Source organism: Streptomyces sp. KM273126, assembly GCF_004337435.2.
GTDB classification, from domain to species: domain Bacteria; phylum Actinomycetota; class Actinomycetes; order Streptomycetales; family Streptomycetaceae; genus Streptomyces; species Streptomyces acidicola.
The window spans coordinates 1,273,982-1,297,801 of the sequence record NZ_SJXB02000001.1 but is presented as its reverse complement, the minus strand read 5'-3'; the positions used below and the strand labels follow the sequence as shown (position 1 = coordinate 1,297,801).

Genomic DNA, 23,820 nt, shown 5'->3' with positions numbered 1-23,820 from the left:
GGCCGGGGGCCGGGCCGCGCGGGGAGCGTAGCGAGCCGCCTTGAACCCGTAAAGAAAGTTGTAACTCAGTCGGTTGCGTGGGGCTTGAAGTCGTGTGCGCAGGATGGGAGTTCGGCTGCCTCGCGGTGTGCGAGAGGCAAGAAGAGTGCAGGTCGGATCGTCCATGTGATGCGGGTGCTGCCGTGGCTGATCGTCACGGTGCATGGCTCGGAGCGTAGAAGGGCTCGTCTCGTATCCGCGCGGCCTTCGTACAGCCAGGCCCATGCCTCATCGCAGGCGTCGGGGTCCAGTGCAGGCGTGATGGTCCTGAGCGCGACTGCTACCCATCTGTCGGCCTGTGGTGCTGAGTACGCGTCGAACGACCCGTGAAGTCTCGGCGGCCGTTCCTTCGTGTCGGTGAGGTCTTCGGTCCAGCACTCGCACCAGTAGCCCCAGCGTGGCTTGCCGTTCAGCACAAGCGGTCTCCTGGGCGGGTGTTCGCGAAGAGCTCCGCGGTGACCGTGTAGCCGCCCTGGCTGGTGTGGACGACGACCCTGTGGGCGAGTGCGGTGACCATACCCAGTCCCCGGCCGTGCTCGGCGTCCTGGTCCTGGTGCTCGACCTTCGGGGCGCTGCCGGTGCCTCCGTCGTCCGTGACCGAGAGGGCGACCACCTGCGGTGTGACCGCCAGGGCGAGGTGGAAGCGGCCGGATTCCATGCCGCTGGCGGTGTGGAGGATCGCGTTCGTGCTCAGTTCGCTCACGATCAGTTCGGCGTGGTCGGCGAGTGGTGATCCGCGCAGGATGTCTCTCGTCCAGCGGCGGGCCCGGCTGACCTCTTCGGGAAATCCTGGGCAAGTGAGTCCCCAGACCCGGGCGGTGCTCGTATACTCGTGCATACAAGTTCCTTCGTACTGGTAGGCCGCCATGTGCAGCGGGTTCGGGCTAGACGAGTTTCACGCCGTCGTGGGCGCGGATGGCCGGCGGGGATGCTGCGTCCAATGCGTCCAGGACGCGGATCGCGTATGCCTCGTCGGCGAGTTCGATGACTTCTTCGCGGGTGGCCCAGCGCAGTGCGCGGGTCTCGTCCCCGGTGGTGGGGGTGCCGTCGGCGGCCTCGCAGCGGAAGACCAGCGAGACGATCAGGCCCTTCATGTTTTTGTAGACGCCGGTCAGGGTCGCGGGAAGTGCGATCTTGATGCCGGTTTCTTCGAGGACCTCGCGCTGGAGGGCCTCGGGGAGGGTTTCCTCGCGTTCGAGGACTCCGCCCGGGGGCTCCCAGTGGCCGTTGTCCCGGCGCTTGATCAGGAGGGCGCGGCCCTGGTCGTCGACGATGACTCCGGCGACGCTCACGGAGTGCGGACGGTCGGTGCTCACGTTCCTCGGCCCTCTCGGCTGGCTAGGCTTCCCACCGTAGCAACAGCAAACGCCCACTCGTCTAGATATCTAAAGGAGTACACGTGCCCTCTCTTTCTTCCGGCCTCCTCGGTGATCTCGACCCCACGAGTGATCGTGCGGTCTTCCGGCAGATCGCCGATCAGCTGCGTGAGGCCATCGACCGTGGGCGGTTCAAGGAGGGCGAAAAGCTGCCCTCGGAAGCTGAGCTTGTCGATCACTACGGGGTTTCCCGTATGACGGTCCGGAACTCCTTCTCCATCCTCCAGGGGGAAGGCCTGGTGCATGCCGAGCACGGCAAGGGTGTGTTCGTGCGACCACGGCCGCCTGTGCGGCGGCTCGCCTCGGACCGGTTCGCTCGGCGGCATCGGGAGCAGGGCAAGTCCGCGTTCACCGTCGAGGCCGAGGCAGCCGGTAGTCATCCGCAGGTCGACGGCCTGGAGGTCAAGGAGGAGAAGGCCAGCCAGGACGTCTCCGCGCGGCTCGGGTCCGTGCGGCGGGTGCTCGCTCGGCGGCGGCGGTATCTGCTGGACGGTCGGCCGGTGGAGTTCGCCACCTCGTATCTGCCGCTGGACATCGCGCGGGGGACTCCCATTGCTGAGCCCAACCCCGGGCCCGGCGGAATCTACGCCCGGCTTGAGGAACTGGGTCACCGCCTGGACCACTTCGAAGAGGAGATCCGGGCCCGGATGCCCTCGCCCGATGAGGTCAGGACGCTGCGGCTCGCGTCCGGTGTGCCCGTGATCCATCTGATCCGGACCGCGTACGACACGGAGGGGCGGGCTGTGGAGGTGTGCGACACGGTGATGGCGGCGGACGCGTATGTCCTGTCGTACCAGCTCCCGGCTACGTGATCGCGTGATCGGCGGTGGTGCGCGGGGACGCTTCTCCGAACTCGTACACCCCAACAGGCATACTCGTATAGACGAGTGGGCAAGTTGTGTGGCAAGGTGGTCGTCGTTCCCGGAGACCGGGTTCGAACCCTGCATCTTGTATAGACGAGTAGATGGGAAGAAGCCTTGCGCACCATCCGTGTGGAGACCTCCGCCGCAACGATCCTGCTGACCGAGGCGCCCGAGCCCAAGGTCCGCGACCGGCAGACGGGCGAGATTGCCAAGGACGCCGTGAGCGGTGAGTCGCTGATGACGATCGGCGTCGTCTACATCGAGGAAGGGGAGTCGTCGCTGATCAAGGTCACCGTTCCCGAGAGCGGTGTCTCCGAGGGACTCGCCCTCGGCGCGCCCATCTCGCTGCCGGGGCTGGTTGCCCGGCCGTGGGAGAGCGTGTTCAACGGGCAGCAGCGCCACGGCATCGCCTACCGCGCCGCTGCCGTGACCCCGGCCGCGTTCCCGGCCGTCACCGGGGCTGCCGCCTGATGACCGACCTGACGACACTCCTGGAAGTGGGTGGTCCCCTCGCCGCACTCGGCGGCGGGGCCGCCTACGCCCGGGCCAAACACCCGGGTGTCTACTGGTCCACGGTCGGGCTGCCGATATCCACGGCCCGGCTGCTCAGCTCGTACGGCTCGGTCATGGAGGCCTGCGGCCTGACCGTGGCTCCGTCCCGGCTGCGGGTCCTGGCGGTCAAGGCCACCACTCGGCGGGAGGTCCGGCCCGTGCCTCCGCGTCGGGGGATCATCCGGCCCACCTCGACCGGGCTGCGGCTTCGTCTGCGGCTCGCGCCAGGGCAGGAACCTGCCGACGTCGCCGCCTCGGCTGAACGGCTGCGGCATGCGTGGGGCGTTCACGCTGTGTATGTCTCGACCGTCAAGCCAGGTGTGGTTGAGCTGCGGCTGGTCGGCTTCGATGTGCTGCGACGGGTGCGGATGCCTCGCAAGACCGGCGCCGGGTTCCTCAAGGTGCCGGTGGCGCTGCGGGAAGACGCCACCCTTTTCATCCGCGACTACCGCACCATCCCGCACCAACTCACCCTCGGCGCCACGCTGTCCGGCAAATCCATGTACCTGCGCCACCTGATCGCCGGACTCGCACCTCAGCCGGTCACCCTGGTCGGTATCGACTGCAAGCGTGGTGTGGAGCTGGCGCCGTTCGCGTCGCGGCTGTCGGCGCTGGCGACCGATCCGGAGCAGGCGGCCGAACTGCTGCCCGTGCTCGTGAAGGAAATGGAGGACCGATACGACCTGATCAAGGCCCGGCAGGGCATCGCCCCGGACACCCCGGACGAGGAGATCACTTCCGACATCTGGGGACTGCCGGAGAGTGAACGGCCGGTGCCGGTCGTGCTGGTCGTCGACGAGGTGGCCGAACTCTTCCTCGTCGCCACGAAGAAGGAGGAAGAGCGGCGGGACGAGATGGTCACCCAGCTCATCCGGCTCGCCCAGCTCGGCCGCGCGGCAGGGATCTACCTGGAGGTCTGCGGGCAGCGCTTCGGCGCCGAGCTGGGCAAGGGTGCCACCATGCTCCGGGCTCAGCTGACCGGCCGGGTCTGCCACCGCGTGAACGACGAAGCCTCCGCCAAGATGGCACTCGGCGACATCGCACCCGAAGCGGTCTACGCGGCCTGCTCCATCGCCCCCGAACGGCCCGGCCTCGCCGTCGTCGGCGACACCTCCGGCGGCTGGTCCCGCATCCGGACGCCGTACCTCTCCCTCGGCGACGCCGCCGAAATCTGCCGCGAGTCGGCACACCTGGTGCCTCACCTGCCCGCGCTCAAGCCCTACCGCCCCGACGTGCCCGTACGGCCGGTCGAGAACCCGGCCCCCGTCGTAGAACCGCGCCCGGTAACCGACTGACCCGCGTTTCCTCCCAACTCCGGTCGGCGTGACCGTCTCGCGCCAACTCCCTACCCCTGCCATGCCCGAACCCGGAAGGAGCCGCATCATGCGCGCCCAACTGGCCCGCGTGGACGCGGTGCTCATCCAAGCCGTCATCGCCGCCGCGCTGTCCTTCGCCCACCTCCACGACATCGCCCTGGCAGCCGGACAGGACGGATGGAAAGCCTGGGCCTACCCCGTCTCGGTCGACCTGCTGCTCGTCGCCGCCTGGCGTCGACTGCGTTCTGGGGAGGCGAAAGCGGCCGGGTGGTGCTGGTTCGTCATCGCACTCACCGCATCCCTCGGGGCGAACGTCGCCACCGCCGGCCTCCTCGACCTGGGCGATGTACCCGCCTGGCTGCGCATCCTCGTCGCCGGATGGCCCGCGGTTGCCTTCCTCGGCGGAACGCTCCTCGCCCACTCCACGCCGAGCACGGCCAACACGGACGCCGAGGACGAGCACGGCGAGGACATCGAGGACCAGGAGGACGAGCCCGAACCCTCACGTCCCGAGCTCCCTGCAAGACCGGCCGCCATTGAGGCACCGCCCGAGCCGCCCGCCATGCCCGTTCCGGCCGCCCTGGTCGAACACGCCCGCAAGGTCGCCGCCGAGCACCACACCCGCACCGGAACACCCATCGACACCCCGACCCTCCGCGCCCGCCTCGGCGTCCCACCGCCCATGGCCGAAGCCATCGCCGCCCACCTCACCCCAACAGGGAGCTGAACCGTGCCCCTCTTCTGCTTCAACACAGCCGCTGACTACCTCGAAGCGGCCCGACAGATGGCCATCACCGGCCGTGCGGCACTCGCCCGGCTCCTCGCCGAAGAGGCCGCCGACCGAACCTCGGACCCCTCGGAAGCCGCCCGCATCCTGCGCGACTTCCCCGGCCCGAGCCTGCGACGGGAGGACTGACCGTGACCGCCAACCGCCGCTTCCACTCCGTCATCCGCATCGGCCCGGTCCAGGTCGGCACGTCCTACGACGGCCGTGGCCGTGAGAAGCACACCGCCGCCTGCACGGCCCCGCGCTGCGGCTTCTCCGCCGACTACGACAGCCGCGCCGCCGCCGAGCTGGCCGCACGCACCCACCGCTGCCCCGTCCGCTGAAAGGACCCTGCACCCCGTGACCGTCAGCCTGCCGCTCGTCGTCGTCCTCGGCTTCTTCGCCTGGGGAGCGATCAAGTTCCTCGGCGTCCGCACCTGGATCGTCGTCCTGATCGCCCTCTTCGGCTTCTGGCTCTCCCACACCTTCATGGCCCCCGCCATCGAGTCCGGCACGCGCTCCAGCGTGGACGTCATAAACGGCTCACACGCCTAGACGAGTAGATAAGGAGAGCTCTGCCGTGTTCCTGCCCAAGTACCCCGACAACCCCACCCCACCGCCCGCGCACCCCCACACCCCGTCTGCCGATCCGGCGCCCGTGCGCAGCTCGCTGCCGCAGGTCTCCGTCAGCAGTGGAGCGGTCGCCGCCGTCGTAGTGGGCGGTGTCGTCCTCACCGCGCTCCTGGCCGCCGTCGCCGTCTCGGCCGTCTCCGTGGCCATCGCCGCCGTAGTCCTGCGCTCCCTCATACGCGACCAGCGCCGCTGAACGGCGCCCGACGCTCCCGGGGCGGCCCGATACCGCCAAGCATCCGCCGCCCCGGGAGCTCCCCCCCTCTAGACCGAGCCAGTCAGAAGGAGACAGTCATCTTCACCGGCACCACCCCGCCCCCGCTCCCTGAACTCGCCAAGCTGGCCCAGCACGGCACCCTGCCGGGTATCCTCCGCCAGCTCTCCGGACTCGGCGGCTGCACCAACCCCATCCGACTCGACGGCCACCGCACCGAATACGACATCGACACACACACCGGCGAGATCGGCCGCGTCCTCCAGCACCTCGACTCCACCGACCTCCCGGCCGGACAGCTCCTCGTCCGCTGCAATAACCGCCGCACGACCCGCTGCGCCGCCTGCGCCGAGGTCTACCGCCGAGACACCTTCCACCTGATCACCTCCGGCCTGCGCGGCGGCAAGGGCATCCCCGAACACGTCGCCGCGCACCCACGAGTCTTCGCCACCTTCACCGCACCGAGCTTCGGCCCGGTCCACAACCGCCCCACCGGCCCAGCCGGAACACCCCGCCCCTGCCGCTGCGGCATCCGCCACGACCAGGACGACGCCCTACTCGGCACCCCGCTCGACCCGGACACCTACGACTACGAAGCGGCCGTCCTCTGGAACGCGCACGCCGGTCCGCTCTGGCGACGCTTCTCGACCTACCTGCGCCGTGAAGTCGCCAAGCGCGCAGGACTGTCCCAGCGACTGTTCCGCGAACACGCCCGGGTGTCCTTCGCCAAAGTCGCCGAGTACCAAAAGCGCGGCGCCGTCCACTTCCACGCCGTCATCCGCATCGACGGCCCCAACGGCGGCGACACTTCGCCCCCGGCCTGGGCAACCGCCGAGCTGCTCACCGATGCCATCCGCTCCGCCACCGCCAAAGTCCACGTGGACGGCCCGGTCATCGACGGACGCGCCCACGCCTTCGCCTTCGGCCGCCAACTCGACGTTCGCACCATCCGCTCGGCCGATTTCAATGACGGCCAGGAACTGACCGAGCGGGCCGTCGCCGCCTACATCGCCAAGTACGCGACCAAGGGCGCCGAGACAGCCACGGGAGCTCTCGACCGTCCGCTGAAGTTCGCCGCCGAGCTGGCCCAGTTCGACATCAGCGACCATGCCCGCCGCCTGATCCGTACGGCCTGGACCCTCGGCGCACGCCCGGAACTGGAAGAGCTCCGGCTCCGGGCCTGGGCTCACATGCTCGGCTTCCGGGGCCACTTCTCGACCAAGTCCCGCCGTTACTCCACCACCCTCGGCGCCCTCCGCGACGCCCGCGCCGAATGGCGCCGCGCCCAAGCGGCTGCCGCAGCAACGACCGACGAGCGAGAGACCGACACGACGTACGTCCTCGCCCACTGGGTCTTCGCCGGAACCGGCCTGTCCGACGCCGAAGCCTGGCTTGCCGCATCCCTCGAACCAGCCCCCGGAACGGAAGGAGAGCCCACCCGTGGCTGACCGCTACCTCACCGTGGTGCAGGTGGCCGAACTCCTCGGCACCACGGAACGCTTCCCGCGCCGACTGATCGCCGAGCGACGCATCGAGTTCGTCAAAGTGGGCCGACATGTCCGCATCCCAGAGAGCGCACTGAACGCCTTCATCGACGCCCACACGGTGCAGCCGATCAGCTACCGGCGCGGCTCTCTGCGGAGGGTCGCCTGATGGCCAACAAGAAGGGGAGGCGCAGAGACTTCGGGTCGGTCCGGCAGCTTCCGTCCGGCCGTTGGCAGGTCCGTTACCGCGACCCGGAGACGGGCCAGCTGCGCCCGGCCGAGAAGACGTACCCGACCAAGACTGACGCCCAAGTCGCGCTCACGCACATCGAGTCCGACATCACTCGCGGGCAGTGGTCAGACCCGGAGGCCGGGGCGGTGAACTTCGAGGAGTACGCAACCGCATGGCTGCGGGACCGGAAGCTCGCCGACCGCACCCGCGAGCGGAACGAGTCGGTGGTGAGGCTGCACATCCTGCCCACGTTCGGGGCCGGGAGCGTGGCCGACGTGACGACGGCCCGAGTGCGCAGCTGGCGCGGCAGGCTCCTTGCGGCCGGCATCGGTGAGCCGTCCGTGGTCAAGGCCTACCAACTGCTGCGGTCCCTGATGAACACGGCCGTGGATGACGAGCTGATCCGGCGCAACCCGTGCCGCATCAAGGGAGCAGACCGCTACGACGTGCCCGAGCGGCCGGTCCTCACGGTCACGGAGGTCTTCGCCGTCGCCGACTCCATCGCGCCGCGCTACCGGCTGCTCGTGCTCCTGGCGGCCTTCACCACTCTCCGGTTCGGAGAGCTGGCGGCCCTGCGGCGCAGGGATATCGACCTGAAGGGGCTGACGGTCACCGTCCGCCGGGCCCAAGCCGAGTTGCAAAGCGGTCGGCTCTTCGACAAGGCGCCGAAGTCGGCGGCCGGGGTACGCACGGTCTCCTTCCCCGCCGAGCTGCTCGACGAGGTCACGCGTCACCTGGAGCAGTTCGCCGCTCCTGGTCGTGACGGTCACGTCTTCGTTGGGCCGCAGGGCGGGCAGTTGCGCCGGAGCAACTTCCGTGACGACTGGGTCAAGGCCCGGAAGGCTGCGGGCGTCACGGCCGAGCTGCATTTCCACGATCTTCGTCACACGGGCAATACGCTGGCCTCCACGGCCGGAGCCAGCACCCGTGAGCTGATGACCCGCATGGGCCACAGCAGCTCGCGTGCCGCGCTGATCTACCAGCACATGACCAGTGACCGTGATCGGGCCATCGCCGATCGCCTGGGGGCCATGATCCGCGAGGGCGGGGGAGAGGCTCTCCGGCCAGGGGATGTGGACTGATAGTGGACTAACTGGCACGCGTGTGGCACGACCCCGAACACGACGAAGGGCCAGCCCGGGAGGAAAACCCTCCTGAGCTGGCCCTTCTGCGTGTGCCCCCGGCAGGATTCGAACCTGCGACACCCGCTTTAGGAGAGCGGTGCTCTATCCCCTGAGCTACGAAGGCGGGGCCTTGCGGAAAACGTGGCTGAATACTCTGAGTGACTATTCGCCGCGGCCTCGACAAGGGTGGGGACCGCCACCGGGGTGGCGATCCCTGACAGCGTAGCGGATCGAGGTGGGGAGGTGGGCTGAAGGCTGATGCCTCAGCAGGGGGTCATGCTCGGCGGGGTTTGCCGTCGGCGCTGAGGTCTGTGGTCTCGGTGTCTGCGTCGGCGTAGGTGGGGTCCTCTCGGTAGCGGGCAGCGCTGGTGGCGTTCTGGGCGAGGAGGAAGCCGAGGACGACGAGACTCTGGGCTTCGGCGCCGAAGGCGATCATGCGGCGGTTCCACAGGGAGCGGTCGAACTGGGAGAAGCCGGCTTCGGTGTCTTCGCGGCCGCCGTAGAGGGTCTGGTGGACAGCGGTGTCGTCAGGGATCTGCAGGAGGTGTTCGGCGCGGTGGAAGCCGGTCTCGGCGTCGCTTTGTCCTTCGTCACGTTCTCCTGCGGTGGTGGTGACACCGACGGGTTCGCGGTGTTCGTGGGGGCCGCGGGGGCACAGGACGGTGAGCAGGTGGTACCAGCGGTGGGTGTGGGTGCTGGCGCGGCGTTCGAGTTTGCGGATGGGTAGGGGGATGAGGGTGCTTGTGCCGTTGTCGAGGTAGGCGCGTTCGTGGACGCGGCCGCCTGAGGACCACAGTTCGTGGCGGCAGCGGTCGTAGCTGAGGGTGCGGATGTAGCGGGGCTTGGTTCCCTTGTGCTGTTTGTTGATCAGCAGGCGGCCGCGGCGGGCGATGACGTCGCGGTGCATGCCGCGGAAGGCGCCGTCGTAGAGGACGCCCATGCAGCCGTCGGCGGCGTCCAGGATGCTGCAGGCCAGGTCGAGGGCGACAGCGGCCTCGCCGCCTTCCTGGTTGTGGGGCACGTGGGCGTAGTTGAGGAAGACGCGGCGGAAGTAGCCGCGGTGTCGGGTGGAGAAGACGACGAACTTGGTGCCCAGGACCATCGCTTCGTCGTTCTCGTTGTCCTCCGTGTTCGGGTCGGGGTCCTCGTTCGCGGGTGTCTGGTCCGGAGGGTTGCCGGTACGGTCGGCGCCGCCTTCCTTTTGCCAGGAGGAGGCGGGGTCGACGCGGTGGCGGCGGATCTCGCCGGTGGTCGTATCGACGCTGTAGGGCTGGGTGGACAGGGTGGGGGATTTGGCGACGGTGCCGTCCCCGGCGATGAGCTGGTGGCGCTGCGGGCCGCTCCAGCAGCGCCGTGCGTCGGAGGGGAGCAGGCCCTGGCGCAGGGCCTGAGTGAGGGCAAGGTCGGTGAAGGTGGCGTTGAGTTCTTCCAGGCGGGGGACGAGGAGCTTGCGCTGGGCGTGCTGCCACTGGTGGCGTGAGGGGCCGGTCCTGGGCAGGCGTTTGGCCTCGTCCTTGCCCAGGTGGTGGGCGACGCCTTTGCGGATCTTCTTCCAGGTCGCAGTGTCCTGCAGGTCGCCGGCGCAGTAGCGGGCCGAGCCGTGGATGCCGCGCAGGGCGAGGAAGAGGACGTAGATGTAGGGCGGGTACTCGGGCGGGCGGCCCCGGCGCGCTCCGGGAGCTTGTTCGAGGACGGCGGCCAGGCGGTAGAGGTCTTCGAAGCGGGCGACGTCCTTGACGCGGCGGGAGGCGGTGCGCAGGTCGGATTCGCAGGCCCGGCGGGCGGTCTTCTTGCGCTGGGTGCGCGGTACGCGGTCGCCGAAGAGGTCGTCAGGCATCCGGGCTGTCTCCGTTCGGTGCGGTGTCCTGGTCCGTGGTGTGCAGCCAGTCGTGGCCGATGAGGGCGGCGGTGCTGTCGAGGGAGGCCATGCCGAGGTGCAGGGCCGCGTCTTCGATGCGGCGGGTGCGGGTGAAGGTCTCCCAGCCCGCGTACGCCGTGATGGAGGCGGGGCGCACGGCTGGGTCGGCGCCCAGGCCGATGCGGTTGATCAGGTCGCGCAGGGCTACGCAGACGCGGGCCTGGATCTGTTCGTCGGTGCCGTTGCGGGACGACACCGCCAGTCGCAGGCGGCGGATGTCCTGGCCGGGTGGTGCGGTGGCCTGGACGTGGTGGGTGCGGGCGGCCAGGACCTGGATGCCCCAGGCATCCAGGGGGCACCAGCGGGGTCGGGTCTTGGTGGAGCCGTGCATCCACACCCGGGCCATGGTGAGGTCGAGGTCAGCGGGGGTGATGTGGCCGATTTCGCCGCTGAAGCCGCCCGCCAGCGCGAGGGCGGCCGCGGCGGCGTGGCGGGTGGGGCGGTCGGTGAACTCCGCAGTCAGGCGCAGTTCAACCGTCTCGGCCTCGTCCAGGGGGCGGGTCTCGCCGCCGGTGCGCGCCGGCAGGTCGATGTCACGGGTGGGGTCGGTGTCGGTCAGGCCGAGCCGGCGGGCGGTGGCGAAGCACATCCGCAGCACGCTGCGGCGCAGGTGCCGGGTGGACAGGGAGGCCGGTGCGATGTGCCCGTGGCGGTTGCGGCCGTGTGCGTCGACGAACTGCGCGGCCAGGGCCGCATCCAGGTCGCAGAGCAGCGGGGTGCCGCGCGCGGTGGCGAACGCCTCGCAGCGGTGCAGTAGTTGGCCGAACCGGCTGAGGGTCTGCTCGGACATCTCGCCGCGGGCGACCATGTCCTGCCAGGCTGTGAGGACCTGGTTGACCATGGCCGTGAGGGTGGCCTCATCGGCCATGACCGACGCCCGCCGTCGGTGCGGCCATCGGGCAGGGCCCAGCCGGCGGCGGGGCGGGCGGGTTTGGGTTGCCGGGCATGCTTCCACCTCCACAAGAGCGGTGCGAACATGCACCACGGTGGGGAGGGTTGCGAGTGCCCGCAACGCGAGGGCGCCGAAGTGGTGAAAGGCTCGTCCGTTCGGTGTCAGCCCTGACGTTCGCTCAGCGTGCTGGGTACACGGGGGTGTTGGGCATGGGTGCTGGTTTCCTTCGGGGGCCGGATGTCATGCTGGTCGGTGCGGGGTGGATGGCGAGGGGATCGAACCCTCCGCGTGCGGGTCCAGAAGCCATACGCGGACACCAGCCGCCACCCCGGGGTGTGCCGTCCCGGCCAACGCCGGGACGGCACACCGCTGGTGCTGGTGGAGTCCGCCGTCAGGCGGGGGGTGCGAGGGCGCCGCGCAGGCTGAGCAGGACGCCTTCGAGGAAGGCTGCGTACCGGGCGTCGGGCAGGGCCTGCACTTCTTGGCGGGTCAGCCCGAGCAGGGTGGTGCCCGCGGTGCTTTCGGCCAGATCCGCACCCGGCGCCCGCTCGTTCTGGTGCTCGTCCCGCTCGTCCGGCCGTGGTGCCGCAGGTGGCTCCGGCTTCGCTTCCGGCGTCGTGTCCTTGCCTGGCCCGGAGCCCGGACTGGCCGCGGGCGGTACGCCGTCGGCGGGCGCGAGGTGGATGCGTAGTTGCTCGTCGCGGACCAGGACCAGACCGATCACGAGCCACTCCACCAGGTACATGCCGCGCAGCGGCACCCCGGGCAGGCCCGCGCGCAGCCGGTTCGCCAACTGTTCCTGCGGCAGGGGGCCGTCGGCCAGGAGCGGGGCCGCCGCCTGGGCGGACCAGTGCGCCTGCAGCAGGGGGCGTAGCAGCAGCCGTGCCCGGGCGGAGTCCTTGGGCCACAGTTGGGCGAACGCCCGCCCGTGGTCGGTGACCGCATACCTGCCCCGCTCGGCCCGCACCAGCCCCACGTCCGCGAGGAAGGCCATGCAGTCGCCGACGGTGGCCGGGCTGCGTCCGGCGTGCTGCGCCAGCCGGCTGCGCTGGACGTCGTCCGTGTTCTCAGTCAGGAAGGCGAGTCCAAGAACGACGTTGATCTGCTGGGCAGGACTGGAGCGGCCACTGGGCAGCGTCCGGCGCCGCGGCGTGGCGCCCGCTTCCGGCTGCCCGTCTTGCCGGCCGGGTGCCCCCCTGCCCGCGTGCCAGGGTGTGCTGGAATTCGAATGCGAAAAGAAAGACATGGTGAGCCCATTTCCTGGCCCGGTGTGGGCCGAATTTTCTCCGGGCTCTCGCGTGCACGCCGAAGGACGCATAGAATGAAGGCGATGCGTGAGCCCAGAAACCCGCGCGTCCCAGTGCCGCCGAACTACGCCTCGGCGGCACTCGCGCGTGTACCTCTAACGTTCTGCGTTGGATATGGCGTCCTTTAGCTATCACCGCCCTCGGCGGGCGACGGGATCCCGTACACGCCGCGTGCGACCCTGGCCAACGCTCCCGTCCGTACCAGTTCTGTCAGCTCCGGGCCCAGTCCGCTGAGTTTGATGTCCGGGCGTACGGCGCTCAAGTGCGCGGCGATCTCCCACCTCTGCACGCCGCGCTCCTGGCCGCGCGCGAAGGCGAGGAGCTCCTGGGCGAGCGTCGGTCGGGCCCGGCCCGGGGGATGCCCGGAATCCGGTGCGGAGGGCGGTTCCGGCTCGTCATCCGGCATCTGCGCGGCGTCGGCCAGCAGTTCCTCGCCGCCGTCTGCCACCCGCTGGGAGATCTCCGCCCGCGTGCTCGCGGAGTCGAACCCGCTCTGGGCCGCCGCCATCTCCTCCTGGGCCCTGGCGAGGCGGTCCTTCGCCGCAGTGAGCCGCTCCTTGTCCTCGGTCGCCAGCGCCCTTAGCTCGGTGAGTACGGCCCGCGCTCCGCGTGACTGCACGAAAAGAACCTCCCCTCAATTCCCGGATCCGGAATCCGTAATGAGCGTATCCAGCAACACCTCAGCCCGGTAGGGCTTCTCCCGAAAAGCCGCCGCCACGGCTACGGAGAAAAGCGGCCGAATGATTCGAACGGAATCCGAAAGAGGGAACTCAGTCATTGGCATTCAGTGATACCCCGCACGTCCTACACTCCTTGGCCTGCGCTTTCTTTCCGACGCCTCAGTTACCCAGCGTCAGTGTCATGTGTGCAGAACGAGAGGGGGCGCACGGGAGTGAAAGACCCTGCAAGACAGAGAGGGGCAGGGGTCATCCCCTCATTCCCGGGTCTGGTGCGGGGCTTGACTGTGCCCGGAGGCCGCTCGCGAGTGCGAGGTAAGTGATGTGTCGGTGCGGGTGAGTGCCATACCGGCGCTAAGTGGTGTATGTATGCACCAGACTATGAGAGTGGGCGCCCGGGCGTCCCGCAGCGAGGACCGGCGGTATATGGGTGCGTGGGATGATCCGTGTATGCCCCGGAGCAGTAACGACAAGGTACCGCGCGACTACGTCGCTTCAGGTGCCTGGCCGCATGCTGCTCTCGTCCCCGATGCTCCTGTCAGTGCCCACTACGGTCAGGCCCTCGCCCGCAACATCGAACGCGCCCTCGCATCCACCGGGCAGAGCCTCAGGACGCTGGCCGAGGTCACGGGAATCACACACTCCACCATCAGTCGGGTCGTCAACGGCAGGGTGCTGCCCGACCTCGGCACCCTTGCCCGCCTGGAGGCTGCCCTCGGCTTCCAGATCTGGCCCGGCCTTGCGGCGCTGCCCCGCTCTGCCTCCGCCGACTGACTCGCCTGTGCCGCCCGGAAGGGTGGCCTGTCCCCCTGCCTGCACGTCTGGACGCGCGCGGTGCCGGGTCCGCCCCTACGCTCACATCATGTGCATGTATGCACCGCATGGGTGCTGTGACTGCGACGTCCTGCTGGCCTGCTTCGACCCCGCGCACCGTATCGCGCTGACCCGCCCTGAGACGCTGGGCGATGAGTGGCCGCCGGCCTTGCCTGCCATACGGCGCCGGACGGGTGAGCCGTACCGGCAGGCCGCTGCCCGCCTGGTCCGGGCGATGGCCCCTGCCGGCGTGTTCCGCTTCGGCAAGGTCACCGGCCGGATTCGCGCTGCCGAGCCCGGCAGCGCGGCGCAACAGCGCGCGGAACGCCGCCTGTTCACCGCGCATGTCCCAGCACCCGGTGACCTGCATCTCCCGTGGGGCGGTGCGCAACTGGTGTGGTTCCCATACGGCGCGGCCGCAGCGCAGGTCGCACACCTGGCGATTATGGATCTCGACGCCTTCCTGGAGGGTTATGTGGAGGGCTGGATCCCGGACGGATGGATCACGCTGGGGTGAGGCCGGCCTCGGGCCGGTAGCCCGTCACCCCGTCCAGGACAGCCGCGCCGTTGACGGAGAGGATGTCTTCCTGGGTGTCGAGGAACGTCCGGAGGCGGTCTGCGGTGTCGATGAGGACGACCGCGCACGGCCCGTGGATGCGCAGCCTCGACGGCTCGTCGTGGTGGATGTGCAGGTGGATGCCGTAGCCCTCGAAGCTGTGGAAGACCTGCTCCACGACTTCGCCGGCGGCCTGACGGAAGAAGGGCGCAAAAGAGCTGCTCAGCATTCTCGCCGATGCCGTACGGGCATTCGGCGACGAGGACACGACCCACAGCCTCGCCCTCCTCTCGGGCGAGGCACAGTGAAGAGTGCTGCGCTGCGACGGGTCCTTGATCCTGTCACCAGCGTGCTGGACTTGCGGTTACGAATCCGAGAGCGCGGCCGCCTCTCCTATGAGGCCGCCTGGCGCTTGGCCCGGGTCATGCGTCATCCGGGCGTCACGGTCAACCCGGTCGACAACAGCTACGGCGACTTCGACCTGCTGGCCGACCACCGGCGTCGCTGACACAGGCGGACGTCGCAGCGAAGACGATCTCAATCATCGTTGTCGCCACACAGCGCGCACGCGAAGTTCTGTGGCCGCAGAATGGCGTTGTGTCGGGCAATCGTCAGGCCGTACTGCCACATCCGTCGTTGCGGTCGTCGGCACTTGCGCACACCCGCCCGCGCGTTGACGAGGAGACCCAGTCTTCGCACAGTATGGGAGGAGTCCGGCGCCAAGGGTCGGCGTCGGCAAGATCCTCACGATCCCGCGTCGAGCATGTCTTCGCGCGGATCAGGACATGGAAGATTCTCCGCGACTGCCGCCTGAGAGGCCAGGGCGTCCACCACGCCTCACTCGGCATCGCCCAGACGCACAACCTCGCCCACCCTGGACGGGTGAGCTGTGGGTCACCGCGGCCGAGAACCCGCAGACGCTGGTGTTCCCGCGGCCCCGCCGAACCAGCGGCCGCAAAGTCACGTGGGGCAGACAACAGCGGGCCTCTCGCCCCTGCCGACGCCAGAGACAGGCACCTGCTGCGCACTTCCATGGGCCGGACGGACAGATGGGCGGGCCCGTCATCCGGTAGTCCGGCGCCCGCAGGACGGCTTTGGCAGGGCTGTGGTTCAGCGCCACCATTCCACCTTGCGCATCCGAGGCGGGCGTGTCACGACGGAGCCGGTTGCGTATGCGGACGGATAACCGCCATGGGACACATGGAGTACTGGAGAAGGGCGTGGCTGACCGAGCCGAGGGCCAGCCCGCGGAAGCCGCCGCGACCGCGGGAGCCGACGACCAGAAGGTCGGATCGGTCGGAGGCACGGGCCAGAGCGAGAACCGGGGATTCGTGTGCCAACTCCTCCACGACCTCTACATCTGGATACTCATGGCGCAGCGGGGCAAGCCACTCCTGCAGTGCTTGCCGGTATTCCGCGTCTGCCTCGTCCTGGGCAGGGCTGACCGGGGCGGGCCCTCCGGGGGGACTCCAGGCGTACAGTGCCTGAAGCTGAGTACTGCGCAAGGACGCCTCCTTGAAGGCATACTCAAGAGCGGCCTGGGAGTGAGCTGAACCGTCGACACCGACGGTGATGCGGCCCTGGCCGAGAGGGACGTGGTTGACGACGACCACCGGGCTCGCGGCATGTCCGACGACCTGCAGGGCGACCGAGCCGAGCATCACCGTCCCAAAGCCTCCTCTGCCCTTGGCGCCCAGAGTCACGGTGTGCGCCCGCTCGGACTCGGAGAGGAATGCAGCCGCTGGTGTGCCCACGGACTCGGCAGAGGTCACCTCCAGCTCGGGGTGGGCTTGCGTGGCGATTGCGGTGGCCTCACTCACGATCCGCGGTTCCGGCACGGGAGCGGGCTCGAAGGGCAGCACGTGGACGATGCGCAGTGGGCGGTGGTGCAGGGATGCCTCTTGTGCAGCCCACAGCAGGGCCCGCAGACTGCGCCCGGAGCCGTCGACCCCGACCACGATCGGTTCAGTCATTGCCTCTCCCGGGTATTCGTGCCGAATGCCTTGGGCGCGGCCGGACCGGTGTAGTTCACCGGGATCGCGGGGGATCCTGGTGATGCCCTCCTCCGGCTGCCGCATACGGCCCGCTGTGGAGCAGGTTCCCTTCCCTTTTCCGTCCACCGTCCCGCATGGGCACTGCGGGGGCATCCCGACGGGACCGAGTGGAGCAATGTGTCGCCGTCACCGGAGGCGTCACCCGCGTGGGACGACGGCCACCGGGCAGTGTGCGTGCTGCAGCACGGCGTGCGTGACCCGGCCGAGCGCACGGCCCACGTGGTGCGCGGGCGTGCGCGCTCCCAACACGACGAGATCCGCGCGCAGGGACTCCGCGACCAGTTCACCGGCCGGCGACGGGACCCTCACCACCTCTTCGGTCACCTCAAGGTCCGGAAACTCCTCGCGGACGGAGGTGAGCATGCGGGTACTCGCCGCTGCCTCTGTCTCCACCGCCACTCGCACCACATCAGCCATGGGCACCATGCTCCCGACGTACTGGAGGTAGGTCCACGTACTCAGCAGACGCAGCGACGCCTTCCGCCGCCTGGCGGTCTCCCCGGCGAAGCGCACCGCCTCGATGTCTCCCTCGTCCCGCACGCCCACCGCGACCACCCCGCGCGGCGGTTGCTCCGTACCCCGCACGACGACCACAGGGCACCTCGCCTGTCCGGCGACCGTCAGGCCGACCGAGCCCAGCAGCAGCGTGGAGAAACCACCCAGCCCCCGCGAACCCACGACGATCGTCACCGGGCTGGCCGCAGCACCCGGGGCCTGCGGAGTCGTCGACGCGGCCGCCCGCAGCAGGCTGTCGGCCGCGGGTTCCCGGCCCACCTCCGTGGAGACCGCCAGGCCGGGCGCCCTGCGGGAAGCCGCGGCCGCAGCCTCCCCCAGCAGGGACCGGGCCACCTCACGGACCCGCCGGGCGGTCTCGGCGGACAAGCGTTCCGCCAGGTCGAGATCGACGGCGTACACGATGTGCAGAGGCTGATGCCGAAGGGCGGCCTCCTGTGCCGCCCACAACACCGCGCGTGCCGCTCCGGCCGAGCCGTCCGTCCCCACCACCACCGGCCCCTCAGGCATACCTCGCCACCTCCTCCCGGCACCGAACGGAACCTGCCGTCGCAACTCCGGCCAGGTGATGGGAGGTCACCGGGACACCCCCGAACCGGTGTACCGCAGCAGCACGCCTACCCCGTTCTCCAAAGGCAGTTCCTCCCGCTCCACGACCACCGTCTCCGCGTCGGTGCGGACCAGGGCGCGCATCAGGACCGCGCCGGGCGGTTCCTCGTGGAAGTCGAGGACACCGAAGGACTCCAGGTCGGCGGCCGACAGCGCCATCTGGGTCGGTTCCGAGCCTGCCCACAGCCGCATGGGGAGCTCCACGGGCGTGTTGAGCAGCAGTGCGCTTGCCTGGCCGCGTTGCAACGCGGCCACGACCGCCGCCATGCCCTCGCCCGCGCCGGTGTGCCGAGATCGCCGCGCACGGAACGTCTCCACCTGAGCCTGGTCCCGCGCGCGCATCCGGCCCTGGAAGACATTGCTCAGCTCCTGCTCCAGCAGCGCTCGCCCCTCACCGGCCACATGCCCGTCACCGGCGACGGTGACGGCGCGCTCACGCAACGGCTCGGGCAGGCGGTTCACCAGGACGTTGCGCGCCCAGACGTCCCCGCCCAGCACGACCACCTCGGCACCGCCGCGGTGGACCAGTTCCGCCAGCTCACCGGCAATCTCGGCGGCGGCACACGGCCACTCCGCCGCAGGACCGCTCCGATGGTGACGGATACCCGGCGTAACTCTGCTGCTCGGCCACCTCCCCGACTGGAAGTCCACCTCCAGTTCCTCCGGCTTTCCGGCCTCCGAGCGCGGGACCCGGTGCACGGCGGCGGCCGCATACGGGATGTCCGGCGCGTGCTGGACCACGAGCGGCATCACGTCGGGCAACGCGCCGAACCGGGCCGTGTCGTGTACTGGCGGGTCAGGCAGCTCCTCCACCAAGGCCAAGCGGCCATGACTCGCAAAGATGGCCTGCCCGTGCCGACCGGAGACTTCCCGGTCCATGCCCGCCGCATCGGCGACAACGGCCACGGTGGTGTTGTCGGCCCCCTGCCGGGCCAGGTTCTCCCGCAGATGCCGACGCCGCAGATTGATCGCCGCCTCCGGGGCGGGGATGTCACGGGAGGTGTCGAGGTAGGCGCAGGCATAGGGTCCCGGCCGTGCGTACACAGGGCCGAGAAAGGTCAGCTCCACGATCACTCCTCATCACGGTGGCCCGTTCACCCGATCCGGACCGAGCCCCCTCCGCCTCCCGGCCACCGCTTGCGGTGACACCCCCACTCCGCCTCCGCTCCTTCCAGTAGACCCCCCGTCTACCAACTCTGCGCGCTGGACAGTGCACCGCCGTGTAACGGGGGCGCAGGGCGTGTGCGCATCGAGTCCTCAGAGGAGGTTCTCTTCGACGGAGGCTGGCTACGTCATGGTCCCCTCCGGGCATTGCCCGCGCCCTGGGCGGGGAGGTCGCGCATGGTGTCGGCGACGGCCCAAGTCAGGGCGGAGGCAATGGTGATGGCACCCCACAGGCCCCAGGCGGCAGTCGGTGCCTCGTGGGCGAGGAGAGCGGGCAGCGAGAGCACACCTGTCGCAGGCAGGGCGATCACTGCATCTCGCGAGTGACCACCGAGGTGGTGCACCCGGGCAGCGCAGACCGCGACGGTCACGAGACCGATGGCGATCAGAATCCAGGTCAGTGCTGTCATCGCCGGTCATCTCCGAGCGGTGACCTCGCGTTCCTCGGCGCGGGTCGACCGAACGTACGCGTACACCAGGACCGGGAACATGATCAGGGTCAGGACCGTCGGACACTGGGACGTACGTCGTGGCGCTGTTCAGGCTCCGTGGCCGGAACCGCGGATCACGACGACGGGGCACGGGGCGTGCTGCACGCAGTGCTGGCCGACCGACCCCAGCAGTGCCTCGCTGAATCCGCCGTGCCCTCGGTTGCCGACGACCAGCAACTGTGCTCCCGCGGCGGCTTCGAGTAGGACGGCGGCCGGGTGTCCGTGGGCCGAGATGGGGCGGAGGTCGACGGGCCGTCCCGGGCCCGGGACGAGGGCCTCGTCGATCGCCTGGTCCAGGATCTTGCGTGCCTCCTTCTGGTAGTCAGCCGGATCCTTGTCTGTGGGCGGGGCCAAGCCATACCAGGCCGTCGGGAAGTCCCAGGCAATGATCGCGTCGACCACACCACCCATCAGCTTCGCCTGGCCGACCGCCCACCGCAGGGCTGCCTTCGAAGGTTCGGAGCCGTCGACACCCACCACAATCCGCGGAGCCGACGTCGCTTCGTCACTCATCACGCACCTGCCGGGTCGCGCTTGGTATCCCCTTCTCACCATCCCTGTGGCAGCCGCGGGCCGCCACCTCACAGGGCGTCAATGACGTATGTCGACGGCTGTGCCCTGCGGCCCTCGCGCTGGCGCAGCGGTCCGGTGAAGCCGCCGGAAGACGCCGTTCCTCCGCCATTTCGCGAAGTGGCCGCAGGCGGTTTCCCTTTCGGGCGGCAGCCCGATTGCAGCCCTACGACGCTGCCTCCACGATGGGCATGGTTCCCGTGGGTCCTGCGGACAGTTTCGAGGCCTTTCGGGCCGTGGCCGACCGGGAGAACGGCTGATCGAGTCGTTAGCCGGAGTCAGGGCGGGAACGGCGGACAGCCCCAAGGAGCGGGCTCCGGCTGTCGTCGGCGACTTCGGCCTGCCCTCAGCCGCCGCGCTCGGACCGGCGAGTTGTTACGTGGACCTCGCCGCCTCCCACGGCCGCCGTCACGTCCAGGTCTGCGAGGCGGCGGCTCGGATGCTGCCGGGCTTCATATTCAAGCGGGAATCGGCGTGCGAGCAGTACCGCTTGTCATGCCTGCCATCCCAGCTGTCCCCGGCATGCGGTACCAGGCTCTGCACACCGACGGCGCGGCCGAGGCTTTCCGGGAGGCCACCGTGCGCACGGTGCACGGAGCGTTCGGCCTGGCTGCTGAATCCGTTGTGGACGTGGCCATGCTGGCTGAGACGTTCGGTGCCCGGACCTTCCCGATGCCGGGCTGGCCCGTCCGGGCCGCGGTTTCCGCCGCCTGGCGGACGCGTCTGTTGCGTACGCCCCCGTTCCCGTTCGACGCCGTCCTGCACTTCCCGATCATGGACACGTCGAGAGCACGGCGGGCTACCCGTAGTTCGCCCCGAATGCCGTGTTCAGTGTCCGTGTCCGGGTCGTGGAATTCGCCGACGCCGAGGTGAACGTCGGGAGCGGAGTCAGGAGTGCGTGGCGGCGGCTGGAAGGGTGAGCGTCACCGAGAACGGGCCCCCGTCGGCGTCCGCCCGTTCGAGGGTTCCGCCCATCGCCTCGGTGAGGTCGCGGGAGAGCCGCAGCGTCAGGCTGTCAGTGCTCGGAGCTCCGTCGGGGCCGCCGGTCAGGCGGATGCGGAGGCGGCCGTCGAGGGCCTGGGCTGTCAGCGTCGGTGGCCGCTGCGCCGGGCTGTGGCGCAGGGCGTCGGCCGCGAGGGAGGTCAGCACCCGGGTGAGCAGGGCGGCGTCGGCAATCACGTCGGGCTGTCGCTCCGGCAGGCGGACCTCGATGGTGCGGCCGCCGGGCCCCAGATCGTCCAGCACGGCGGTTACCACCTCGTCGAGGTCGACCGGGCGCAGGTAGAGGTCAAGGGCCCCGCCGTGCAGCCGGTCGAGGTCGGCGAGGTCGGCAACGACCTGTGTGGCGCGACGGACCGATATCCGGGCCGTGTTCGTGTCCTGCCGGGCGAGGGCTTGGTCCGCCGCGCGCAGCCGCTCCCGCAGGTCGCGGTCGGCCGCCCGGATCAGAGAGGCGCGGGTACGTTCGGCGGCGGCGAGGGTATCGGTCTCGGCGGCGTGCCGGGCGAGCCTGCCGTGCTGATGGGCGAGGCCGAGTTGGGCCGCGCACGCGCCGAGGACCCGCTGGTCGTCGGTGTCCAGGCTGCCGTGGGCCGCCAGCGTGAGAGTGTCGCTGACGGGGCTTTCGACGTCGGCTTCGTACGGTTGCTCCGGAGGGTGCGCACCGGCGCTGGCGACCACGTACCAGCGGGGCCCGGGCGCCGCCTCAAGGTCGCGTTCGAGGAGGCTGACGCCGGTCAGCCCGAAGTTCTCCCGCACTTGTTCGACGAGGCTCGGCAGGTCCTCGCCGTGCATCATGGCGGTCGCCAGTCGGCTCAGGACCTGCGCCTCCGATGTGGCGCGTACGGCCTGTCGGGTGCGCCGGGCGGCCGCGTCTGCGGCCGCTCCGACCAGGGCCGCGGCGACGACGAAACCGGCCAGCGCGAGGGCGTCGCCGCCGCGTTCGACCCACAGCGAGTGAACGGGCGCAGTGAAGTAGTAATCGGCGAGCAGCGCCCCCGCAACCGCCGCTGCCAGCGCTGGAACCAGCCCACCCACCCCGGCCGTGACGACTGCGGCGAGCAGGTAGACCATCAGTACCCCGGACAGATCGGGCCGGGTGGCCGGCGCGGTGAGGATCAGAGTCAGCACCGGCAGCAGCAGCGCAGCCCCGGCCATCGCGGACCAGAACCGACGTGGCCCCGTACCGCGGCCCGGGCGCGGCAGCCGCGTCGTGAGGGCGGAGCCCGCCGCCGCCTCGTGGGTGACGACATGGACATCGATGGGACCCGAACCGCGGATCGTGCGATGGCCCACCCCCGCGTCCAACAGCAACGACAGCCTGCCGCGGCGGCTGGCGCCGAGCACGATCTGGGTGACGTCCTCGGCCCGGGCGAACTGCAGCAGCGCCTCGACCACCGACTCGCCGGTCGTCTGGTGGTAGGTGCCACCCAGGGACTCCACCAGGGCACGCTGGGCCCTGAGAGTCACCGGATCGGCATGGGTGAGCCCGTCGGCCGGCACGACATGCAGCGCGAACAGTTCGCTGCCCGGAGTACGCGCGCAGATACGGGCGGCCCGGCGGATCAGCGTTTCGCCCTCCGGGCCGCCGGTCAGCCCCACCACGATCCGCTCGCGGGTCTCCCAGGGTGCGGCGATGCCGTGTTCCGCGCGGTAGCGCTGCAGGCCCTCCTCCACCCGGTCGGCGAGCCACAACAGGGCCAGTTCACGCAGCGCGATGAGATTGCCCACCCGGAAGTAGTGGGTGAGGGCCGCCTCGATGCGGTCCGGCGGGTAGATGTCGCCGTGCGCCAGGCGGCGGCGCACCACCTCTGGCGGCAGGTCGACCAGCTCGATCTGGTCGGCGCGGCGGGCCATCTCGTCCGGGAGCGTCTCGTGCTGGTGCACCCCGGTGATCTGCCGGACGACATCGTTCAGCGACTCCAGGTGCTGGACGTTGAGCGTGGTGACGACGTCGATCCCGGCGTCCAGCAGCTCCTCCACGTCCTGCCACCGCTTGGCGTTGCGGGTGCCGGCGCCGGGTGCGTTGGTGTGGGCGAGCTCGTCCACCAGCGCGACCTGGGGGCGGCGGGCCAGCACAGCGTCGAGGTCCATCTCGGTGAACTCCGCTCCCCGGTGGGTCACCGTACGCCGCGGCACCGTTTCCAGGCCCTCGGCCATGGCCGCGGTCGGGCGCCGACCGTGCGGCTCGACGAACCCCGCGATCACGTCGGCGCCGGAGGCACGCAGTCGCTGGCCCTCCTGGAGCATGGCGTACGTCTTGCCCACACCCGGGGCTGCCCCCAGGTAGATCCGCAACCGTCCACGTGTCATCCCCGGGCTCCTGCCCGCTCGTCGCGCACATCCGCCACGCGCCTCTCTCCATGGTGTACCTGGAGCAACGCCATGCAGCGCTGACCCACATGGGCGGTTGGCGCATCAATGACCACCCGAAGGCGTGTACCGGTCTGCGCAGCCCCACGCCGCGCAGACCGGCCTCGTGCGCCGCGACCTCCACTGCATCCTTCGACGCCGAGCCGTCCACATCCACAACGACGGGGTTCGCCACGACACACCTCCTCCTCACCTGCTGCGGGTCGAGCCGGCCCACCGCTCGGGCGGCGACGTCCTTTGCTTCGCCTCCCTCCATCAGCGTGGAATGCCCCGCATCGGGCCCGCGAA

The 23,820-nt window shown here is 69.9% G+C and carries 28 protein-coding genes, 1 tRNA gene and 1 pseudogene; 15 read left to right on the top strand and 15 right to left on the bottom strand.

Going from position 1 to position 23,820, the window contains the following annotated elements:
• Positions 1-65 precede the first annotated feature (65 nt).
• The 3 genes from E0500_RS43545 to E0500_RS05565 are packed head-to-tail and all read right to left on the bottom strand — an operon-like array spanning position 66 to position 1,331.
• The gene (locus E0500_RS43545) at positions 66-455 is read right to left on the bottom strand and encodes a hypothetical protein (protein ID WP_131560754.1); all 390 of its coding nucleotides are present in this window, start codon (positions 453-455) and stop codon (positions 66-68) included.
• Positions 449-877, bottom strand: coding sequence for an ATP-binding protein (locus E0500_RS05570; RefSeq protein WP_131560756.1), 429 nt, complete (start codon positions 875-877; stop codon positions 449-451). Before E0500_RS05570 ends, E0500_RS43545 begins: the two co-directional genes overlap by 7 nt.
• Positions 878-923: 46 nt before the next feature.
• Positions 924-1,331, bottom strand: coding sequence for an NUDIX hydrolase (locus E0500_RS05565; RefSeq protein ID WP_131560781.1), 408 nt, complete (start codon positions 1,329-1,331; stop codon positions 924-926).
• A 107-nt stretch (positions 1,332-1,438) separates the two neighbouring features.
• Between E0500_RS05565 and E0500_RS05560 the strand changes: the two genes are divergently transcribed.
• The 11 genes from E0500_RS05560 to E0500_RS05510 all read left to right on the top strand — a co-directional run bounded on the left by E0500_RS05560 (position 1,439) and on the right by E0500_RS05510 (position 8,554).
• A complete protein-coding gene (locus E0500_RS05560; RefSeq protein ID WP_131560758.1) occupies positions 1,439-2,227 on the top strand; it encodes a GntR family transcriptional regulator in 789 nt (262 codons plus the stop codon).
• Between the two features lie 165 nt (positions 2,228-2,392).
• Positions 2,393-2,749 carry a hypothetical protein gene (locus E0500_RS05555; protein ID WP_131560760.1) on the top strand — a complete coding sequence of 119 codons (357 nt, stop codon included), beginning with the start codon at positions 2,393-2,395 and terminating at the stop codon, positions 2,747-2,749.
• Positions 2,749-4,125, top strand: a complete 1,377-nt coding sequence (locus E0500_RS05550) for an FtsK/SpoIIIE domain-containing protein (RefSeq protein WP_131560762.1) — start codon at positions 2,749-2,751, stop codon at positions 4,123-4,125. Before E0500_RS05555 ends, E0500_RS05550 begins: the two co-directional genes overlap by 1 nt.
• A gap of 88 nt (positions 4,126-4,213) precedes the next feature.
• Entirely contained in the window at positions 4,214-4,873 is a 660-nt protein-coding gene (locus E0500_RS05545; protein ID WP_131560764.1) for a DUF2637 domain-containing protein, read from the top strand.
• Positions 4,874-4,876: 3 nt separating this feature from the next.
• Positions 4,877-5,062, top strand: a complete 186-nt coding sequence (locus tag E0500_RS05540) for a hypothetical protein (protein ID WP_131560765.1) — start codon at positions 4,877-4,879, stop codon at positions 5,060-5,062.
• Between the two features lie 2 nt (positions 5,063-5,064).
• Positions 5,065-5,256 (top strand): mobile element transfer protein, encoded by a 192-nt coding sequence (locus E0500_RS05535; RefSeq protein ID WP_131560767.1) that lies wholly within the window; start codon positions 5,065-5,067, stop codon positions 5,254-5,256.
• A gap of 16 nt (positions 5,257-5,272) precedes the next feature.
• Entirely contained in the window at positions 5,273-5,467 is a 195-nt protein-coding gene (locus tag E0500_RS05530; RefSeq protein WP_131560769.1) for a hypothetical protein, read from the top strand.
• Positions 5,468-5,492: 25 nt separating this feature from the next.
• Positions 5,493-5,738 carry a SpdD protein gene (locus E0500_RS05525; RefSeq protein WP_181586883.1) on the top strand — a complete coding sequence of 82 codons (246 nt, stop codon included), beginning with the start codon at positions 5,493-5,495 and terminating at the stop codon, positions 5,736-5,738.
• A gap of 143 nt (positions 5,739-5,881) precedes the next feature.
• Positions 5,882-7,204 carry a replication initiator gene (locus E0500_RS05520; RefSeq protein WP_258573160.1) on the top strand — a complete coding sequence of 441 codons (1,323 nt, stop codon included), beginning with the start codon at positions 5,882-5,884 and terminating at the stop codon, positions 7,202-7,204.
• Entirely contained in the window at positions 7,197-7,409 is a 213-nt protein-coding gene (locus E0500_RS05515) for an excisionase family DNA-binding protein (RefSeq protein WP_131562561.1), read from the top strand. Before E0500_RS05520 ends, E0500_RS05515 begins: the two co-directional genes overlap by 8 nt.
• Positions 7,409-8,554 carry a site-specific integrase gene (locus E0500_RS05510; protein ID WP_131562563.1) on the top strand — a complete coding sequence of 382 codons (1,146 nt, stop codon included), beginning with the start codon at positions 7,409-7,411 and terminating at the stop codon, positions 8,552-8,554. Before E0500_RS05515 ends, E0500_RS05510 begins: the two co-directional genes overlap by 1 nt.
• A 93-nt stretch (positions 8,555-8,647) precedes the next feature.
• Here E0500_RS05510 and E0500_RS05505 read toward each other — a convergent pair.
• The 5 genes from E0500_RS05505 to E0500_RS05485 form a co-directional block, all read right to left on the bottom strand.
• A tRNA-Arg gene (locus E0500_RS05505) sits at positions 8,648-8,720 on the bottom strand.
• Between the two features lie 150 nt (positions 8,721-8,870).
• A complete protein-coding gene (locus E0500_RS05500) occupies positions 8,871-10,433 on the bottom strand; it encodes a hypothetical protein (protein WP_131562565.1) in 1,563 nt (520 codons plus the stop codon).
• The gene (locus E0500_RS05495; RefSeq protein WP_131562568.1) at positions 10,426-11,382 is read right to left on the bottom strand and encodes an integrase; all 957 of its coding nucleotides are present in this window, start codon (positions 11,380-11,382) and stop codon (positions 10,426-10,428) included. Before E0500_RS05495 ends, E0500_RS05500 begins: the two co-directional genes overlap by 8 nt.
• A 415-nt stretch (positions 11,383-11,797) precedes the next feature.
• Positions 11,798-12,652 (bottom strand): hypothetical protein, encoded by an 855-nt coding sequence (locus E0500_RS05490; protein WP_131562570.1) that lies wholly within the window; start codon positions 12,650-12,652, stop codon positions 11,798-11,800.
• A 185-nt stretch (positions 12,653-12,837) separates the two neighbouring features.
• Positions 12,838-13,332, bottom strand: coding sequence for a hypothetical protein (locus E0500_RS05485; protein ID WP_131562572.1), 495 nt, complete (start codon positions 13,330-13,332; stop codon positions 12,838-12,840).
• 508 nt (positions 13,333-13,840) lie between these two features.
• Between E0500_RS05485 and E0500_RS05480 the strand changes: the two genes are divergently transcribed.
• Together E0500_RS05480 and E0500_RS05475 are read left to right on the top strand one after the other, a co-directional pair.
• A complete protein-coding gene (locus E0500_RS05480) occupies positions 13,841-14,164 on the top strand; it encodes a helix-turn-helix transcriptional regulator (protein WP_165934963.1) in 324 nt (107 codons plus the stop codon).
• An 88-nt stretch (positions 14,165-14,252) separates the two neighbouring features.
• Positions 14,253-14,720: a hypothetical protein gene (locus E0500_RS05475; RefSeq protein WP_131562577.1), complete on the top strand. Its 468-nt coding sequence runs from the start codon at positions 14,253-14,255 to the stop codon at positions 14,718-14,720.
• On the opposite strand, the gene E0500_RS05470 is transcribed toward E0500_RS05475, so the two are convergent.
• Complete coding sequence (locus E0500_RS05470) at positions 14,707-15,027, bottom strand: DUF190 domain-containing protein (protein WP_165934964.1); 321 nt, start codon at positions 15,025-15,027, stop codon at positions 14,707-14,709. The two genes, E0500_RS05475 and E0500_RS05470, sit on opposite strands and share 14 nt — an antisense overlap.
• A gap of 90 nt (positions 15,028-15,117) precedes the next feature.
• Between E0500_RS05470 and E0500_RS05465 the strand changes: the two genes are divergently transcribed.
• A complete protein-coding gene (locus E0500_RS05465) occupies positions 15,118-15,267 on the top strand; it encodes a hypothetical protein (RefSeq protein WP_165934961.1) in 150 nt (49 codons plus the stop codon).
• A gap of 239 nt (positions 15,268-15,506) precedes the next feature.
• A pseudogene (locus E0500_RS05460) lies at positions 15,507-15,638 on the top strand (IS5/IS1182 family transposase); the annotation flags it as partial.
• Positions 15,639-15,910: 272 nt separating this feature from the next.
• Here E0500_RS05460 and E0500_RS05455 read toward each other — a convergent pair.
• The 6 genes from E0500_RS05455 to E0500_RS05430 form a co-directional block, all read right to left on the bottom strand.
• Positions 15,911-16,732, bottom strand: coding sequence for a universal stress protein (locus E0500_RS05455; protein ID WP_165934965.1), 822 nt, complete (start codon positions 16,730-16,732; stop codon positions 15,911-15,913).
• Positions 16,733-16,951: 219 nt separating this feature from the next.
• A complete protein-coding gene (locus E0500_RS05450) occupies positions 16,952-17,836 on the bottom strand; it encodes a universal stress protein (RefSeq protein ID WP_131562583.1) in 885 nt (294 codons plus the stop codon).
• A gap of 66 nt (positions 17,837-17,902) precedes the next feature.
• Positions 17,903-19,003 (bottom strand): hypothetical protein, encoded by a 1,101-nt coding sequence (locus E0500_RS05445; protein WP_131562585.1) that lies wholly within the window; start codon positions 19,001-19,003, stop codon positions 17,903-17,905.
• A 224-nt stretch (positions 19,004-19,227) separates the two neighbouring features.
• Positions 19,228-19,509, bottom strand: coding sequence for a hypothetical protein (locus E0500_RS05440; RefSeq protein WP_131562586.1), 282 nt, complete (start codon positions 19,507-19,509; stop codon positions 19,228-19,230).
• A gap of 129 nt (positions 19,510-19,638) precedes the next feature.
• Positions 19,639-20,103 (bottom strand): universal stress protein, encoded by a 465-nt coding sequence (locus E0500_RS05435; protein WP_131562589.1) that lies wholly within the window; start codon positions 20,101-20,103, stop codon positions 19,639-19,641.
• A gap of 945 nt (positions 20,104-21,048) precedes the next feature.
• Entirely contained in the window at positions 21,049-23,472 is a 2,424-nt protein-coding gene (locus E0500_RS05430) for a DUF4118 domain-containing protein (RefSeq protein WP_131562591.1), read from the bottom strand.
• Positions 23,473-23,820: the final 348 nt, after the last annotated feature.